Consider the following 18,676-nt stretch of genomic DNA (forward strand, 5'->3'; position numbering starts at 1 on the left):
AGGTGGTACAACACCGAACGCATCCAACAACGACTAAAGGGCCTGACCCCGATGCAATATCGGAATCAGACCCTTGAACCCCTCACCGCCTAGAATTAAACTAGTCCAACTTTCGGGGGCTAGTTCAGTACTGCGGCGGGTTTTTCTAGCTAGCGCGGAAGTGCGGAAGAGAGCTTACTTGAAAGCCTCGTCCAGCAGCTGCTTCTGCTCCAGCTGGTGCACCTTCGCAACACCGGTAGCGGTGGAGGACTGTGCACGGCGGGAAACGCGCTTCATCTGCAGACCCGGGATGTGCTCCGGCAGCTGCAGAGCCAGGAACGGCCACGGACCCTGGTTGGCCGGCTCATCCTGTACCCAACGCACCTCGGCGTTCGGGTAATTGGCCAGCGCATCCTTGATGCGATTGAACGGAATCGGGTGCAGCATCTCCACACGGACGATGGCGACATCGTCGCGACCATCAGCCTGGCGCTTCTTCTCCAGATCCCAGTAGATCTTGCCCGAGCACATCAGAACGGTCTTGATATTTTCGTTCTTTCCATTCTGGTTCGGGTCGTCGATGACGGACTGGAACTTCTTAACCTCAGTGAAGTCCTCCACGGCGGAGACTGCCATCTTGTTGCGCAGCATCGACTTCGGGCTGAAGACAACCAGCGGACGCTTCAGAGAGCCCAGTGCGTGGCGACGCAGCAGGTGGAAGTAGTTGGCCGGGGTGGAAGGCTGAGCAATGGTCCAGGAGCCCTCTGCGGACATCTGCAGGAAACGCTCGATACGTGCGGAGGAGTGGTCCGGGCCCTGACCCTCGTAGCCGTGCGGCAGCAGCAGAACCAGGGAGGAAATCTGGCCCCACTTAGCCTCACCGGAGGAAACGTACTCATCGAGAATGGTCTGGGCGCCGTTGGCGAAGTCGCCGAACTGTGCCTCCCAAGCCACCAGAGCATCCGGGTTGCCGACGGAGTAGCCGTACTCAAAGCCCATGCCCGCGTACTCGGTCAGGGCGGAGTTGTAGGCCTCGAAGCCACCGCCCTTGCCGGACTCGCGAGCCAGCTCTTCCAGAGGGCTGTAACGGTCGTGGTCGGTGTGGTCGAACAGGATGGCGTGGCGCTGGGTGAAGGTACCGCGAAGGGTATCCTCACCGACCAGACGCACCAGCTTGCCGCCGTCAACCAGGGAGCCGAAAGCCAGCAGTTCGGCGAAGCCCCAGTCGATATTGCCGTTACGGGACATTTCCTTGCGACGCTTGATCACCGGCTTCACACGCGGGTGCGGGGTGATGTGATCCGGCACGTCTGCAAATAGGTCTCCGATGTGCTCAATGAGCTCGCGATCCACGGAGGTATCTAGGCCATGCGGAAGATCCTGGGAACCAGTGATGCCACCCTGTTCCTTCGGCTTGGTGCCCTTCTCAGCTTCGCGTACCTGAGTGAATACGGTCTCTAGCTGATCGTGGAAGTCGCGCTGTACACGCTCGATGTCCTCTTCGGTCAGGTCGCCGCGCCCCAGCAGGGTTTCGGTGTACTGATCGCGGGAAGACTTGGTCTCACCGATCAGCTTGTACATCAGCGGCTGGGTCATCGAAGGATCATCAGCCTCGTTGTGACCGCGACGGCGGTAGGTCACCAGATCGATAAAGACGTCCTTGCCGAAGCGGTTGCGGTAATCAACGGCCAGCTGTGCAACCCAAACGACAGCCTCAGGGTCGTCGCCATTGACGTGGAAGACCGGGCAGTCGAAGCCCTTGGCCAGGTCTGTGGCGTAGTGGGTGGAACGGCCAGCGTCCGGGGTGGTGGTAAAGCCGATCTGGTTGTTCACCACAATGTGAACGGTACCGCCGACCTCGTAGGCTTCGAGGCGAGCTAGGTTGATGGTTTCCTGCACGATGCCCAGGCCGGTAAATGCGGCGTCGCCGTGCAGCAGCAGCGGCATGACGGTGTGCTTCTCGTGCAGTTGATCCTGCTTAGCGCGGGCGATGCCCTCCATGACCGGGTTAACGGCTTCCAGGTGGGAGGGGTTAGCTGCCAGGTAGACGTCGATGTCGTTGTCGCCGAACATCTGGTGGTAGTGGCCCTGCTGACCCAGGTGGTACTTCACATCGCCGGAACCGCCGGCAGCAGCTGGGTCGATGTTGCCCTCGAACTCGGTGAAAATCTGGGCATAAGGCTTGCCCACGATGTTGGCCAGAACATTCAGGCGACCACGGTGCGGCATGCCGATGACGACCTCGTCCAGGGCTGCGTCTGCAGCACGGTCGATAGCGGCATCCATCATCGGGATCAGGGTCTCGGCGCCCTCCAGGGAGAAGCGCTTCTGGCCGACATACTTGGTTTGCAGGAAGTTCTCGAACGCCTCGGCGGAGTTCAGCTTCTGCAGAATGTACTTCTGCTGTGCTGGGGTGAACTCGGCCTGGCCAGCCTCGATACGATCCTGCAGCCAGTTGCGCTCTTCGGCGTCGAGAATGTGGGTGTACTCCGTGCCGACCTTCAGGGTGTAGGCCTTGCGCAGGGTGGAGAGCACCTCACGTAGGGTCATAGTCTCGCGACCGGCGAAGCCACCGACGTGGAAGGTGCGGTCGAAGTCCCACAGGGTCAGGCCGTGGGATTCGATGTTCAGGTCGGAGTGGTCCGGAATCGGCAGTCCCGGCTGGGTCCACTGTAGGGGGTTGATGTCTGCGATCAGGTGACCGCGGGAGCGGTAGGCCTCGATCAGCTGCATCACGCGGGTGGACTTGTCTACGCCGATATTTGGCAGGTCCTGGCTCCAACGAGTGGGAGCGTAAGGCACGCGCATGGCGTGGAAGATCTCATCCCAGAACTCGTCGTTGATCAGCAGACGGCTCATGGTGCGCAGGAACTCGCCGGACTCTGCACCCTGGATGATGCGGTGGTCGTAGGTCGAGGTGATGGTCACCAGCTTGCCGATGCCCATTTCGCCCAGGCGATCCTCGGAGGCGCCGGCGAACTCGGCGGGGTAGTCCATGGAGCCTACGCCGATGATGGCGCCCTGTCCCTTGGTGAGGCGCGGCACGGAGTGGCGGGTGCCGATGCCACCGGGGTTGGTCAGGGAGATGGTCACACCAGTGAAGTCATCCATCGTCAGCTTGCCTTCGCGGCCACGGTGAACGACGTCTTCGTACTTTTCGACAAATTCGCCGAAGGTCATGTTCTCGGCTTCCTTGATGGCGGCGACCACCAGGGAGCGCTGGCCGTTCTTGCCAACCATGTCGATTGCGAGGCCGAGGTTGATGTGCTCCGGAGTGACGAGGGTCGGCTTGCCGTCGACCAGCTCGTAGGAGTTGTTCATGTCCGGGTGAGCCTTTACGGCCTGTACCAGGGCATAACCGATGATGTGAGTGAAGCTGATCTTGCCGCTGCCGCGGGCTCGCAGGGTCTCGTTGACCATGGCGCGGTTTTCGAACATCAGCTTCGCCGGCATATCGCGAACGGACGTCGCGGTCGGAATCTCCAGGGAGATGTCCATGTTCTTAACTACGGCCTTGGCGGCACCCTTAATGGTGGTCTTGCCCGGCTCTGGAGCTTCCACCGGCTGCTTCGGAGCCGGCGGTGCAGTGCGCTTCGGGGTTGGCTTGACGTTGCTGTCCTGGTTCTGGGACGCAGATCCCTTCGGCTGCTTGCCACCGGCCGTCGTATCCCGAGTGGGGGTGACGGTGTTCTTGGTAGCGCCCTGGCTGCCCGTGGTCTTCTGTGCTCCGTTGCCCGCCGTAGCCTGGGTGTTGCCCGGCGCGTTTACGGGGGAGGAATTATTTTCAAAGTAATCGCGCCATTCAGCGTCGACAGACTTTGGGTCTTCCTTATACTGCTGGTACATCAAATCGACCAGCCATTCGTTTTGACCGAAATTTGCACTGCTCACAGCAGGTCCTCGCCTCTTTCCTTTATGGCTTTAAGTCTCGTCGTTCCACCCTACTACAAACCGGTTGTCGGCCTTGGCGCGGCATTCCACAAATCGGCATATGCTCCGCCTTTTTGTAGTAGCTTGTTATGCTCTCCAATTTCGACAATGCGGCCCTGATCCATCACCACGATGGTGTCGGCCCTTGCTGCGGTGCGGAGGCGGTGCGCGACGATAAGTGCGGTGCGGTCGCGGGTAACGCGGTTGATCGATTCGACAATCTGGGCTTCCTCGTCGTCATTGATGTTTGCCGTCGCTTCGTCGAGCAGCATAATCGGCGGCCTGATGTACTCCGCCCGAGCAAGCGCGATCATATGTTTTTGTCCTGCCGAAAGGGTATTGGTGCCGGGTGAAATGGCAGCGTCGAGCCCACCGGGGATCGTTTGCAGGATCTTCTCTCCACCAATGCGTTCGACAGCGGTCCGTGCTCTTTCTTTGCGTAGTGCAGGATCGCAGTCATCATTTTTGTCGCCATTCTTGTCGCCGTAGGCGATGTTTTCGGCCACTGTGCCCTCGAAGAGCTGTGGTTCCTGTGGCACGGTGCCAATGCAGCTCCGCCATCCACGCACGTTGAAGTCCCGAATGTCCGTATTATCCGCGCGGATCGTCCCCTCCGTCGGATCCATGAACCTATTGATGAGCCGCAGCAGCGTAGTTTTCCCCGCACCCGTCGCACCGACCACAGCCGTGGTGCCGCGGAAGGTGTGGGTGATGTCTAGGGTGGGCTCGCCCTCGCCGTACTTATATACGACGCCCTCACACTGAATTGCTGGCCCTTTCACAAACGCCGGATCTTTTGCGTCCGCGGAAACGGTAAGGGCTGGGCGTTCGCTGAGAAGTTCGCGGATGCGCGAGACGCTGACGCTTGCCTGTTGGAATTGGTCGAATACCTGGGAGAGCTGCTGAATTGGTCCAAAGAGCATCGTCAGGTAGAGGCTGAACGCCACCAGGGCGCCTTCTGTGGTCTGCTCGCTAGCGATCAGTGAGGTTCCTGCGCTGAGAACCGCGGCTTGGGCGAGTTGGGTGAGAAGGTTGATGCCAGGGAAATACAAACTCACAGCGGTCTGTGACTGGGTACGCAGTCGAAGGTACTTACGGGATTCTGCCTCGAGACGGCTTTGAAGGGCCGTCCCGTAGCTGAAGGCCTGGCCGGTGGGAAGGCCCATAAGGGTCTCCTGGAAGGTCGCGTTCACCTGACTGATCTGGCTTCTGGCTCGGGTATACAAGCGACGGGAGATCATCCGGAGGATGATTGTTGCCACCACAATGACAGGAAGGAAAAGCGCGACGATTCCGGCCAGGGTCAGATCGGTAGAAATCAGCATGCCGATGATGCCCAACGCCAACGTTGCCGACACGATCGTTTGGGAGAGACCTGATTGTAGGAAATTCGAAAGGGAGTCGATATCGGTCGTGAGGCGCGTCATGATCCTGCCACTGGACTGGCGGTGGAACCACAGAAGATCCATCCCAGTGATGTGGCGGAAAAGTCGGTTGCGCAGGGCGAAGATCAGCCTTTCGCCCGTGAGAGTGGTGAGCAAAGTATTGGCAATGCTGGCTACCCATGACAGTGCAACCACCGCCAATGCACACAGGCAGGTGAGCAGCAGGGAATTCATGTCATTGTTCGCGACACCGTGATCGATGGCGTGGCGAATAAAAGAAGGGAGCGCGATGTCAGCTGCCGAGGACAGCAGCAATGTGACAACCACTGCAGCGACGAGCCCTGGCACCATCGCAAACAGAGTGCGCAGCCGGAATCTCCCAGCCTCGTCCTGGATCTCAGCAATACGTGGGGTGTCCACTGTGTAGGAGGAGGGATCCGCATCTGCCTCGGGTGAAGAAAAAGCCACGTTCGCCGTAGAAGCAGTCGTCGACACAGCCTCGACGGGCTGCACAGTCTGATCTGGCTGTGCAGTGGGCAGGGTGATGATCTGTTCCGGATTCCGGAAACCACCATCGGCTCGGTGGCTGATGTAGATCACGGTAGGCCGGAAAATGCTGGCGCGCAGATTAGCCAAAATCTGCGCCTCGGTGGCCTGGTCTATGGCCGAGGTGGCATCATCAAAGATGATGGAATGAGGTTCGCGAAGTAGCGCGCGGGCGATGGCGATGCGCTGTCTTTGCCCGCCGGATAGTGTGATTCCCCGTTCTCCGACGACGGTATCCAGACCACCGGCCTCGCGGATGAAAGCATCGGCACAGGCTAGGCGAGCTGCATCCCAGACCTCCTCATCCGTGGCTGAGTAGCCGAGCAGAATATTCTCTCGGATCGTTCCCGAATAGAGGAATGCCTCGTCCATGATTAGCGCGGGGCGATCGGATTCCTGCACATCCAGCAGCGGAACTGAACCTGTCCTCCCGGAGACTGTGACCTCAATATTCCCCGCATCGGCAGTACTCAAACCCGCCAAAGCGTGTGCCAGACGGGTCTTTCCTGAGGCCACAGGCCCCTCCACGATAACGGTGCTGGACGGTGAAATATTCAGGTGTATCGGGGGCTGCCCGGCGGTGACGGGAACACTGCCCACAAACCCCATTGGTTCCCGAATGGCAGTCGTGCCGATGGGACGCGGCGGGGCGTCAATAATTTCAAAGATACGATCGGCACACGGTTGGGTGACGTGAACGTTCACGAGCATCCCCGCCGCCATGCGAGCGAGTCGTGCAAGCATCGTGATGAAAGTTGATACCGCGAGAAAATCGCCTACGCTGATTGCTCCGCGCATGGCCAGCCAACCACCGAGTCCGATTGCAGCTACCAAAGCGACGTTCGGCAGAGCAGACAGCGCAGGCTGGAAAATAGCGCTGAGCCTGCCCACCCGCATATTAATGCCGTACTGCCGTGCAGATTCCCACCTATAGCGCGCGACCTCACGTGGCTCCTGGGCGAAACTCTTCACTACCTGCACACCCGACACAGTGCGATCAACCTGCTCCGCAATAACCGCAGCTTGTCGCTGGGATGCCAGAGAAGGCCCATACAGGCGCGTGCGTGAGGCATAAGCGACGGCGAAAAGGAGCGGGATCTGCACCGCCACAATGCCAGCAATTGGCGGGGAAATCCACAGCACGACGGCGAAAATCAGCACCAGCTCGAGCATGCTCGCCGCCATCAGCGGCAGCATCGCTAGAGTGCCCTGCACCTTCGTGAGATCCGAAATCGTGCGCGAAATGACCTGCCCCGTGCCGAAAGAGCGCGCCGCTTGGGCATCCACGGACTGGATTGCCTCAAACATCCGGATGCGCAGACTGTGTTGGGTGCGCACACTAAAAGTCCCAGAGAGGAAACGGCGCAGAGCTTGCGCCACGAAACGCGCACAAGCGACAGCCACCAGCAGGCCAATCGCGCGAGTGTTGCCATCCACAGAAGCGCCTGCAATTAACGGCAGAAGCAGTTCTATGGCTGGCAACAACACCGAGAACACGACCACGGCAGTAAACAGCCCAGGGTGGTGACGGGCGGATTCTCGGATGACTCTGAACACGCCGATGATTTTAACGCGGGCCCGGGACAGCCCCATAGTGGAGAAGTGGCGAAGTCAGTGAAGAGTCAGCTAGAAAAACTCGTCTGCCTCGCGAATAAAAACATGAACGTTGTCGATCATCTGTTCTGCGATCTTGCGGTTAGCCTTCGCGCCCAGGTAGGCACCGACGCCGAACGGTAGAACCTTCTTAAACATCGCTCCGCCGAAGCGCTTGCGTACCTGGCGGAAGGCAAAGCGTCCAAGGACGTTGTTCGCTTGCTTCAACTCAACAGAGCTGCTGTTGCGGAGTTTGCGCGCACCGCGCAGATTATTGGCTGCCTTTAGGGATCCGAAGGTTCTGTCCTCGGCCAGTGCTTGCACCAGTTCCTTTGCCGTGGCACCGGAGATCGCCAGGTACACAACAGCGCGGCGAGTCTCCTCCTTGGAGATGTCGATGCCGTTTAGTTCTGCGGAGGCCAGGGCATATAGTGCACAAACTTCGACGAGCAGTGCGGATTCCGCAGCGATTCCTGCCAGTGAAAGCAACGTACCGACTCCCGGTACGGCCGCTACGCCACCGGTGCCCGCTCCCGAACCCGTGGCGAAGTTCTTAAAGTGCGCGTCGAGGACTTCCTGACGGTGTTGAAGCGTGGCGTCACCATGCTTCTTTTCGATCTTGGCCACATACGACCGAATGAGCGGCTCTTGTACCGCAACCGTGCGATCGATCGCACCGAAAAAACGGCGCGCGATAGGGCCCGAGGGGTAAGGCGCCTGCCGAGCCTGGTGAAGGAGCTCTGACGTGGCGGTGGCTTCGTCGCGGTGACCGCTGGACTTGCCGAAATTAAAAATTCCCATGGCACCCAAGACTAGGGGAGAAATTCTCTGCTGGTTGAACTCCAATGGTTGAAAGGGAACCGGCATAGGAACCCGCATAGTATGGTGGGAAACCTTTTTTAAGGACAACAAAAGACAGCAGGGCAGACAAATGACAACGGAAGATGACGACTAAAAACGACGTGCGGGTAGAAACCACCGGTGGAACCGTCCACGGCGTAAAGGTCGATGGGGTGCGGACCTGGAGAGGCATTCCCTTCGGTGCCGCAGAACGCTGGGCAGCGCCACGCCCCGTTCGCTGGCAGGGGGAATGGTCCGCACACGAGTATGGAAACGTTGCGCCGCAGACGGGCTACAACTGGAAAGACGAGGTTGTAGGCGACGAGGACTGCCTGAATCTGGACATAGTTCGGCCAGACACGAACGACACACTGCCGGTCGTCGTGTTCCTACACGGCGGTGGGTTCTTCGCAGGGGCTTCCCACACCGCGGTGCTGCGCGGGCATAACTTCGCTAAGGAATTGGACGTCGTTTATGTGGCATTGAATTTCCGGCTCGGTGCGTTGGGGTACGTGGACATGAGCTCCCTGGACGTGCCGGATGCTGCGACCTGCGAGGCCAATCCGGCAACCCGCGACCAGATTCTGGCGCTGCAGTGGGTGCAAACAAACATTGCGAATTTTGGTGGCGACCCCGACAATGTAGTGCTGATGGGAGAATCCGCCGGCGGTACGTCCGCAGCAGCTCTCATGGCAATTCCTGCTGCACGAGGGCTATTCCATCGGGTAATTTTGCAATCCGCTCCGGTGATGAGTGTGCACACAAACGCACAGTCGAACCTGTGGGCGCGCAAATTGGCGCAGTATTCCGGGTTGGTGCCACGCACTACCTCGATCGCTGAGCTACGCACATTGGCCTTTGCTGATGTGGTGCGCGCCGGGCAGCAGATGCTGTGGAAGGGGCGTGGGCTGCGAGAGCTCAATGCTGCATTCGGTATCGGCATTGATGGTGAGCTCTTGGTGCGGCACCCTTTGGACATTTTTGAGCAAGCTGAACAGCAACAGCTTCCGCTACTGGTTGGAACGAATAACGATGAGTTGTCTGCCGCCCAGATCCTGTTCTTTTCAAAATCTGCGCGGCTGCGAGCCGCTCGGACGATGCTACGTGCACACGACCCTGCTTTAGCTGCGGAAATTGAAGCGGCTTATGGGGACGTAGGGCGCCGCGGTGTTTTCGCGCAGATGCTTACTGACGCTGTGTTCTGGGCGCAGTCCGTTCGCCTTGCGGAGCTACACCACAGCGCTGGTGCGCCGGTGTGGATGTACCGCTTTGACTATGCGCCGGCAATGCTGCGGCGTTTGGGGGTTGGGGCGATGCATTCGATGGAACTATCGGCTCTTTTTGGTGACGCAAAGTCTTCGAAAGCCAGTTTCGTGCTGGGCGATGAGATGGCCGTGGTTTCAGGGCATATGCAAAGGGCCTGGAAGAAGTTTATTTGGGATGCACATCCCGGGTGGGAACCTTATTCGTTGGAGTGCCGTGCAACCCAAGTATTTGAGCGGGAGATGCGGATGGAGGAGGACCCGCGGGCACAGTTCCGCCGAGTGTGGGAGAAATTCGATATGCGGGGGTGGGATGGCGACGAGAGTTCAGTGGCCATGCCGCGCCCGGGGCGCTAGGGAAGCGCGCACAGGTCACGCGGTGGAGCGGATCGGGTTACTATGGTGCCCAAGTCACGGAATGCACGTGTCGCTCTGGGCTAAAACACCTCTCAAACACCTCTAAAACACTAGGAGACGTTGGCTGTGGGTTTCTACGAGGATATTGCTAAAGCGCTGGATACTGAGGGCATTGAGTCGCGAGTAAATGACGGAATGTTGTTCGTGCCCATCGCCCCGGAACTGGAAATTCAGTTCCAGCAGATTGAGCAAACCGGCACGACGGCGGGGATTGACTCGGCGAATGTGTTTATGGCTAAGGGGGAGTTGGACGAGGAAGCGGGCATCGAGGAGTTCGAAGCCAGCCTTGTTGGCGTGGTGTTTTCTGTCGAGGCGGCGGTTGCGGTAGTCGCACAGTATATTGCGACCGACCAGTGCATTACCGTGCTGCACGACCTTCTTGAGGGGACAGATGATCGGATCTCTGACCTGGAGTTTGAGCAGGATCTAATCGAACCAATGATGGTTCGTGCGGAAGTGGGCAATGGGTCTCTGCTCACGGTGCTATTGGGTTCCGGTACTGATGAGCCAGAGGCAACAGTCTCTTTTGTGACCTTCGGTGAGGATTACGACGAACTGGTTGATCAGGCAGTTGCGGAGCTGGAAGGCGATGAAAGCCTGACTGATTTCGAGCGTGAAGTCATGTACCGAAACGTGTTGGAAGATGCCGCTGAGATGACCCAGGAAGTCCTTGAACTGGGAACGTTCAAGGACTTCGATCAGCTCTTCGATGCGTTGGCAGTGGCGCAGGTACAGGCAACTGAGTGGGAGGAACTGCTGGTTCCTTTCGACGACGAGATCGGAATGCGCCCCCTTTTCGAGGCGGACGACGAGGATTTCGCTGAGGACTTCCCTGAAGACCTCGAAGACGAGCTGGACGACGACTTCGATGATGACTACTTCGACGATGGCAATGACGAAGACGACGAAGACGACGAAGACACTGTCGCTGAAGAGGACGACGCTGAAGAAAAGCGTTAAAGGGTGAGTGCCGTTAGGCAGCTCGTGGGGTAGAGCCTTCCTTTGAAAGCAGATCCCGCTGAGTCATCAACCCATGCCACGTCAAGCTAACTTGCGCTTGATTGTGGCGATCACGGGTCTCCTGCGGATCTTCCCGCACGATCCATGCTCGGCCGAGCGTGAGCTCCAGTAGCCGAGTTGATTCGCTAGTCATCCACTTCGGACATTCCACGGAGACCGTGACCAGGAACAGATCTTCTCCTTCTGGCGGCTGCTGCTGACTCAGTCGGCGCCACATCAACGGCGACATTCTGCGCCGTGAAACATGGACCAGCGCAGTGGAGCCACCCGCTCGTAACGCAAAGCGGGGAGCGCGCCAACCAGGTGTAATGCGGATGAGACTGCGTGGATGCCGCAGCATTCCGCGAGCTTCGTTGGCGGCTCTATGAGGTTCGCTCAGGTTGAAGCGCCGAATATTGGAGGTTCTCATGGGGGCGCGCTGAGTGGTGATACGGGACTTCATGTTGACTCACTTCCTTGTAGTCGGGGACGGGTAGTGGGGGGGGACATTCGTGATGGAGACCCGTCAGCGGTGGTCTTTGTTCATGGGTGCACTTTAGGTAGCGAGGTGGACAGGGTGGCGTCACCTAGAACAAGAATAGAACACATGTACTAAACTAGGAAGGTGTGGCACGCGATAGTCCGCGACGTTTTGTGCGATAGCATGGGCGAAGAATTAGCTGGCAACAGCGATAAAGAAACGACGGTTTTCGGGAGCAGCGACATGGCGGAGGCGACACACAGCGCACCGGGTAGCGTGGCGATCGTAGGCGGTGGGCTGGCTGGGCTAGCGGCTGCACGAACCCTGCATAAAGGTGGCGTGAAATGCACTGTCTTCGAGGCCAGTGGTCGGCTCGGTGGGCGTGTACGTTCCGAAAAGATTGACGGGGTAACCGTTGACCACGGCCTGCAAACCCTCAATTCTTGGTACCCCTCAATAAAAGAGATTCTGCAGCCGGGAGAGTACTCATCCCTGGGGATCTGCAATTTTCAACCGGCTATTCAAACTCTGACTGAGGATGGATTGGCCCTGATCTGCGATCCCATCCGCGCTCCCCACCTGATCCCCAGCCTGATGCGCTCCAATGTGCGTAGTGCGCTATCTTTCCGCGATCTTGTGGCGCTGCGTCGATGGCTGAAGTCTGAGCTTTCGCATCGCTCCAGTCTGGAACTTAGAAAGATCAAACAGCGCCACATCGATGAAGATGTAAAAGTTTGCGAGTCTCTTGACCAGCGAGGTGTGCACCGACGCACTCGGTGTGTGGCGATTGATCCGCTGCTGCGGGCATTCCTCTTTGACCCCGAAGGTGAGTCCTCTGCGATCTTCGCTAAATGGATGATCGGCACGATGCTGCGAGGCAACCTAGCCGTATTGGAAAATGGGATGGGGGATCTGGCGACAACGCTGGCCCGAGTGCCTAGTGCGGATTTCCGCCTTAACTCGCCGGTGACAAGCATCGAAGAAACTGGCGATGGGGTGCTGATCACGGTCGGGGAATCCGCGGAAGATGGCACAAATGGGGCAGGGGTCAGCCACCCTGCGACCTCCCGTACAGTGACTGATCGAGAGGCAACCGAGCACTTTTCCCATGTGATCGTCGCCGTCGATCCACGGCACGAAACTGCATTGTTGGGGTCGCCGAAGGTGCCCACCACCAGCGTGTCTTCTTGGTGGTTTATTTCCGAAGAACCCGTGATCGCCGAAGGGCTAATGACTGTCGACGGCACGCGTAAGACACCCATTACCTCCGCTACGGAAGTTACAGCGGTTGCACCCGGTTATGCGCCGGGACAGCACTTGGTGGCCTGCAATCATGTGCATCCACAGGGCGGAAATCCCTCGCAGGTGCCGTCGGTTGCAGAAGTGCAGCGCGGTTTGGGTTCGCTATTCGGCGTCGATTCCTCCAGTTGGGAGCTAGTTGCCGAACAATCGTTTATCGACGCCATCCCGCTGATCCGACCAAAAGGTTTGCAACGCATAGGTAAGAATCTGGGCGACCGCGAGCTCCAGGGAAGTCGCATTGCTTTGGCGGGCGCTCAGCATGCCACGCCGAGCATCGACGGCGTATTGCGCAGCGGCCAGCGAGCTGCAAATTTCGTACTTTCCAAGCTAACGGAATAAGTACCGCGGGAGTGCTACAGAACTGTGGGAAGACCTGCGATAAAGGCCAGGGGAGTGACTGTGCGCAGTGAATCGCTTTATCGCTCAAGTGGGCGTAGGCTTGGACAGCGATGAGTGATACTGAAAACGTCACCGGCGACGTAAACCAGCCGGTCAATGACGAGCGGGTATCTCAGAATGAACTGCAGGGTGGCATCTCGGAGAATCCTTCCCAGGATTCTGCCGTGGATAATCAAAAGCCACAAGAGCCACAAAGTGCGACTGATAAAGCAGTGGAGTCTGAGAACGCTGAAGTGAAAGTTCCAGAGGACAACCAAGAGCAGCAGCGCTCTTTCAACGGGCTGGGATTGCCTGATAACGTACTAGCTGCAGTCAAGAAGGTCGGCTTCGAAGTACCTTCCCCAATTCAGGCAGAAACGATTCCAGTGCTGATGGAAGGCCACGACGTGGTTGGCCTTGCGCAGACCGGCACCGGAAAGACCGCGGCATTCGCGCTGCCGATTCTGTCGCGCATTGACGTGTCGAAGCGTCATCCCCAGGCTCTAGTGCTGGCACCGACCCGCGAGCTTGCTCTGCAGGTCGCAGAGAGTTTCCAGTCTTTTGCTGAGCACCTGGGTGGTATTCACGTGCTGCCGATTTACGGTGGGCAAGCTTATGGAGTGCAGCTTTCTGGTCTGCGACGCGGTGCGCACATTGTGGTGGGCACCCCGGGTCGTGTGATTGATCACTTGGAGAAGGGCAGCTTGGATATTTCCGAGCTCCGCTTCATGGTGCTTGATGAGGCAGACGAGATGCTGAACATGGGCTTCCAGGAGGATGTTGAGCGCATCCTGGAAGATACCCCCAGCGAAAAGCAGGTGGCTTTGTTCTCCGCGACGATGCCTTCTGGCATCCGCCGTCTGTCGAAGCAGTACCTGAATGATCCGCAGGAAATCACGGTGAAGGCCGCCCAGCGGACGAGTGAAAACATCGAGCAGGATTACCTGTTGGTTAGCCACCGGGACAAGCTGGACGCGCTGACCCGGATTCTCGAAGTCACTGAGTTCGAGGCCATGATCATGTTCGTGCGCACCAAGAACGAGACCGAGGAGCTGGCCGAGCGTTTGCGTGCTCGCGGCTTTAACGCTGCGGCAATTAATGGTGATATTCCGCAGAATCTGCGCGAGCGCACTGTGGATCAGCTGAAGGACGGCCGTCTGGATATTCTCGTAGCGACGGACGTTGCTGCTCGTGGCCTGGACGTCGACCGCATCACACACGTGTTCAACTACGACATTCCGCACGACACGGAATCCTACGTGCACCGCATTGGCCGTACGGGGCGTGCAGGCCGTAAAGGCCGCGCAATTTTGTTTGTGACGCCCCGTGAGCGTCGTTTGTTGAAGGCCATCGAACGGGCAACGAAGTCTCGGTTGAATGAGATTGAGCTGCCGACTGTGGACGCGGTGAATGAGGCTCGCAAGGAGAAGTTCCGCGATAGCCTGACTGAGTCGCTGTCCGACCCACAGATCAGTATTTTCCGTGATCTGGTGAAGGAATACTCGGAGTCTAACGAGGTGGAGTTGGCGAATATCGCCGCTGCCTTGGCTGCGCAGTTGCAGGCTGGTGAGGACTTCTTAATGAAGGAGAAGCCGAAGGAGGAGCGTCCGCGTCGCCGTCGCGACGATCGCTACGGTGACGATTCCCGTAGCGGAGGCGGAGCATATAAGCCTTTCGACGAGCGCTTTAATAAGGAAGCTCCGCGCATTAAGGATCGCAATGGTAAGGAGCTTGCTGTGTACCGCCTGTCGGTGGGGCACCGGCAGCGTGTGCGCCCCGGTGCCATCGTTGGTGCACTGGCAAATGAGGGCGGCATGAGTTCCCGCGACTTCGGTCGAATTAGCATTTTTGCCGAGCACTCCCTGGTGGAGTTGCCGGCGGATCTACCGATGGAAGTGTTCCACGCACTGGACCAAACCCGCGTCTCTGGCCAGCTGATCAATATTGAGCCGGATCCCGGTGCTCCGACTGGTCGTCCGGGGAGCCACAAGCGTCAGCATCGCAATGACTTCGGCGATCGCGGTGGACGTGGCGGCCACCGTGGTGACCGTGATGATCGCGGTGGACGTGGAGGCCGTAATCGCAGGAATGATTGGAACGACCGAAACGAGCGGAACGGCCGTGGTGACCACCGTGGCAATGGCGGTCGTGGACGTAATGACCGTGATGATCGCGGCGGACGCGGTTTCAAGGGAGAGCGCGGCCACCGCGGCGGACGCCGCTAAGGCGGAGGTTGTAGCGTCAGGGCATCGGGGGTGTCCGGGGTCCGGGGCAGAAATGTCGTTATATCGTGAATCTGCCGAGCCTCTCGCGAAGAAGAGAATTTTGGCGACGCTCTGACCTGGACGTTTTCCGTAATGGGAATTATTGCTTTTAACAGATTCCTGATCCAGCGACATCGACGCGCGATTCGTGTCTACGCAGTCTGTCTACAGCGCCGGATAGCTATACAAAAATCCCGCGCAGGTTGCCTGAAAAGCACCTGCGCGGGATTTTTTGAAACCCTTGGGGTTTAGAAGAACATCAGGATCGCTGTGATGAGCCACAGCAGGTTGAAGATGCCGGCGAACATAGCAGCCTGTCCCGGGATCTTAGAGGCATCTGCCTTAGTTGCCTTGGCGGTCTCAGCCTCGGAGGCAGGAGCGTCACCAGCCTCCACGGCGTTCAAGACCACCAAACCCTGGCGCTGGCGGGGGATAACCAGGGCAATTAGCACACCCCAGGCAATAATCGCCAAAAGCAGGGCGAAGTGCAGAGCATGGTTCTTCATCGCACCATCGACAGTGAAGAATGCGACCAAGCCCAGCACCGGGACCAGCAAGGAAACAAAGCCATAAGAGCGGGTGATGCGGTGCACCAGGCGCAGCGCGCCAACGGCCGCGGGATCACCGGATTGAGCCTTGCGGAACTGGGGCGCGTACATGGAGGAAGCAATCGCTACGGGGCCGATCAGCAGGATCGCTGTCAGAACGTGAAGTGCAACAATAAGGGTAGACATGCCACCTACTCTGGCAGATTGATAGGTGACTTGTCACTTTGACGGGCCTTTTGAAAGTGCCTTTGCCCAAAATCTTTGTTCGCTGATGTGGACTACAAGTCACAGGCAACTCGGGCCGCTTGCAAATCCGCCACAGTCATCGCAAGACCGTATTCACCGATCACCCGAACAAAGCGTGCGCAGTAGCCACACTGATTCACCGGAGGCAGCCATTCACTCAAGGTCGAGTCTGACTTCTCCCGGTTGACCTCGGACGATGTGAGGACCAGGTTGCGCAACGTATCGTTCGCAAATTCTCGACGACGTGCGTCCGGCCACGCATAAGCGCCCAGATCCCACGCGGCAGCCAGCGGAACGATATGGTCGACATCGACGTTATGGCGGTTCATCGTGCGGTGCGTATAGGGATCGACGCCCCCTCGCTCCATTGCCCCGTCTCTTCCGCGAGTACTCGCACACCCTCCAGTAGAACCCCCGAATGCTTGCACCAGCAACAGGTGCCGCGTATCGCAAGTGCCAAGTTCGGTGACCTGCATCCCCCAGCCATCGCCGAAGCGATCGCGAGAATATCCCAGTACCCGCGGTCGGGCGGGGATCTGGTGAATATGTTGTAGGTACTCTGCGACGGTGCGCTGATCCTGCGGGCGGGGAGAATGTGGCGTCACCACCCAATAAACCCCAAATAGCAGTACAACCAGAAATAAGCAGTAGGAGGTGAAAGGGGAAGGGCGGAGGGAGTAAAAGAAAAAGCGCCGCATGCAGCTTTATACTGCAGCGACGCTAGAAAGGTTCGCCCCTATTTTGGGCGGTTAGCCTGCGAAGGCTACTTGGCGGCAACCTCTGCGGCTTCCTCGAAGTCGATATCCTTCTTGGCAGCAACCTTGGACAGCTTGATTGCCTGGTCGAAGGTATCGGTGATTTCCTTGGACGGAGCCTTGGTCATCAGGGTTACGGCGACCATGACGATCACGTTCAGGATAACGCCCGGAATCATCTCGTACAGGTCGAATGGCTTGTCGATGACGCCGAACTGTGGCAGGCCACCCCAGAGGAAGGCGACGATTGCACCAGTGACCAGGCCAGCAGCTGCACCTGCGGCGTTCAGGCGACGCCAGAACAATGCACCCAGGATGACCGGGCCGAAGGAAGCGCCGAAGCCAGCCCAGGCGAACTCGACGAGACCCAAAATTCCGGAGTCCGGGCTCAGTGCAATCAATGCAGCCAGCAGGGCAACAACCAGCACGGCGATGCGGGAGAGGTTCTTCAGGGACTGGTCGGAGGCGTTCTTGTTGATAAGGCCGTTGTAGATGTCCTCGATCAGAGCGGAGGACACAACCAGCAGCTGGGAGGAAATCGTGGACATGATCGCGGCCAGCACGGCGGTCAGGATCAGGCCTGCGAGCAGTGGGTGGAACAGGATGCGACCCATGTCCAGGAAGATCGTCTCGAAGTTCTCCTGGTCAGTGATTGCGATGGAAGGATCCATGCCGAAGAAAGCCGGGCCGATGATGGCAACCATGACGGTGCCGACCAGGCAGAGGAACATCCAGCCAACGCCGTAACGCATACCTGCGCGAGCATCGGACGGGCCACGCAGTGCCATGAAGCGCACGATGATGTGTGGCTGGCCGAAGTAGCCCAGGCCCCATGCCAGGTTGGAGATGATGGTGACGAAGGATACGCCGGTGAACAGGGAGAACCAGTCGGGGTTGGGTTCGATGGACTCGAGACCATATGCGTTCTCAAGCTGGTAAGTCCAGATAGCGCCCGGGTCATCCATGTGCAGCAGCGCCATAATGGGCACCAGCAGCAGAGAGACGAACATGATGCAGCCCTGGACGGTATCAGTGAAGGACACAGCCAGGAAGCCGCCGATGAAGGTGTAGCCAACGGTGACGGCGGCGATGATGATCATGCCGGTCAAGTAGTCGCCCTCAAAGGTGGACTCGAAGTAGCGGCCACCGGCAACCATGCCGGAGGACACGTAGAAGGTGAAGAACACCAGGATGATGATGCCCGCAGCGATACGCAGGAAGTGGCTGCGATCGTGGAAGCGGTTCTCCAAGAAGGAGGGGATAGTGATCGAGTTATTCGCCACTTCCGTGTAGGAGCGCAGGCGAGGTGCGGTAATGATCCAGTTGACCGCAGCGCCGACGAGGAGGCCGATGGCCATCCACATCTCGGAGAATCCGAGCATGTACAGCGCGCCAGGCAGGCCCATAAGGAGCCAGCCGGACATGTCGGAGGCGCCAGCGGACAAGGCGGCAACGAAGGGGTGTAGGTTTCGTCCGCCGAGCATGTAGTCCTCGTACTCGTCGGTCTGGTTGAAACTATAAAGTCCAATCAGCAGCATGACGATCAGATAGATCACCATGGCTATGACAAACCATGTTTGGTCAGCCACGAACAGTCATCTCCTCAAGTTGAATGTATAAATTCTATACGTCAGCTTTCGGGCTCTCTGTGCTCCGAAGTGTAGAAGGCGCGCGCAAGTGTGACGCGCACAACTCGACATCCACGTTAGCGGACGTAGTCGCGCTTCGAGGGGTGTCCGGCGTACATGGTA

General features: G+C 58.4%; 12 protein-coding genes. 5 read left to right on the plus strand and 7 right to left on the minus strand.

Going from position 1 to position 18,676, the window contains the following annotated elements; genetic code table 11:
- The coding region (locus ACUY2T_RS02735) for an IS3 family transposase (protein WP_448307600.1) at nt 1-93 on the plus strand (93 nt) is incomplete at its 5' end.
- A gap of 81 nt (nt 94-174) precedes the next feature.
- Here the strand turns inward: ACUY2T_RS02735 and ACUY2T_RS02740 are convergent.
- The 3 genes from ACUY2T_RS02740 to ACUY2T_RS02750 form a co-directional block, all read right to left on the minus strand.
- Nucleotides 175-3,870, minus strand: coding sequence for a multifunctional oxoglutarate decarboxylase/oxoglutarate dehydrogenase thiamine pyrophosphate-binding subunit/dihydrolipoyllysine-residue succinyltransferase subunit (locus tag ACUY2T_RS02740; RefSeq protein ID WP_448307483.1), 3,696 nt, complete (start codon nt 3,868-3,870; stop codon nt 175-177).
- A 53-nt stretch (nt 3,871-3,923) separates the two neighbouring features.
- Entirely contained in the window at nt 3,924-7,397 is a 3,474-nt protein-coding gene (locus tag ACUY2T_RS02745) for an ABC transporter ATP-binding protein (RefSeq protein WP_448307484.1), read from the minus strand.
- Nucleotides 7,398-7,466: 69 nt separating this feature from the next.
- Nucleotides 7,467-8,234: a hypothetical protein gene (locus tag ACUY2T_RS02750; RefSeq protein ID WP_448307485.1), complete on the minus strand. Its 768-nt coding sequence runs from the start codon at nt 8,232-8,234 to the stop codon at nt 7,467-7,469.
- A 143-nt stretch (nt 8,235-8,377) separates the two neighbouring features.
- Between ACUY2T_RS02750 and ACUY2T_RS02755 the strand changes: the two genes are divergently transcribed.
- Entirely contained in the window at nt 8,378-9,892 is a 1,515-nt protein-coding gene (locus tag ACUY2T_RS02755; RefSeq protein WP_448307486.1) for a carboxylesterase/lipase family protein, read from the plus strand.
- A 126-nt stretch (nt 9,893-10,018) separates the two neighbouring features.
- Nucleotides 10,019-10,912 (plus strand): hypothetical protein, encoded by an 894-nt coding sequence (locus ACUY2T_RS02760; RefSeq protein ID WP_448307487.1) that lies wholly within the window; start codon nt 10,019-10,021, stop codon nt 10,910-10,912.
- Between the two features lie 13 nt (nt 10,913-10,925).
- Here ACUY2T_RS02760 and ACUY2T_RS02765 read toward each other — a convergent pair whose 3' ends face one another.
- On the minus strand, nt 10,926-11,414 hold the full coding sequence (locus ACUY2T_RS02765; protein ID WP_448307488.1) for a hypothetical protein: 489 nt from the start codon (nt 11,412-11,414) through the stop codon (nt 10,926-10,928).
- Between the two features lie 261 nt (nt 11,415-11,675).
- On the opposite strand from ACUY2T_RS02765, the gene ACUY2T_RS02770 reads away from it, so the two are divergent.
- The gene (locus tag ACUY2T_RS02770; RefSeq protein ID WP_448307489.1) at nt 11,676-13,073 is read left to right on the plus strand and encodes an FAD-dependent oxidoreductase; all 1,398 of its coding nucleotides are present in this window, start codon (nt 11,676-11,678) and stop codon (nt 13,071-13,073) included.
- A gap of 110 nt (nt 13,074-13,183) precedes the next feature.
- Nucleotides 13,184-15,337 (plus strand): DEAD/DEAH box helicase, encoded by a 2,154-nt coding sequence (locus tag ACUY2T_RS02775; protein ID WP_448307490.1) that lies wholly within the window; start codon nt 13,184-13,186, stop codon nt 15,335-15,337.
- A 287-nt stretch (nt 15,338-15,624) separates the two neighbouring features.
- On the opposite strand, the gene ACUY2T_RS02780 is transcribed toward ACUY2T_RS02775, so the two are convergent.
- The 3 genes from ACUY2T_RS02780 to putP all read right to left on the minus strand — a co-directional run bounded on the left by ACUY2T_RS02780 (nt 15,625) and on the right by putP (nt 18,514).
- Nucleotides 15,625-16,110 carry a hypothetical protein gene (locus ACUY2T_RS02780; protein WP_293789730.1) on the minus strand — a complete coding sequence of 162 codons (486 nt, stop codon included), beginning with the start codon at nt 16,108-16,110 and terminating at the stop codon, nt 15,625-15,627.
- Between the two features lie 92 nt (nt 16,111-16,202).
- Nucleotides 16,203-16,778: an HNH endonuclease family protein gene (locus tag ACUY2T_RS02785; protein ID WP_448307491.1), complete on the minus strand. Its 576-nt coding sequence runs from the start codon at nt 16,776-16,778 to the stop codon at nt 16,203-16,205.
- A 155-nt stretch (nt 16,779-16,933) separates the two neighbouring features.
- On the minus strand, nt 16,934-18,514 hold the full coding sequence (gene putP, locus ACUY2T_RS02790; protein WP_448307492.1) for a sodium/proline symporter PutP: 1,581 nt from the start codon (nt 18,512-18,514) through the stop codon (nt 16,934-16,936).
- Nucleotides 18,515-18,676: the final 162 nt, after the last annotated feature.

Source organism: Corynebacterium sp. 22-2729 (genome assembly GCF_053479475.1).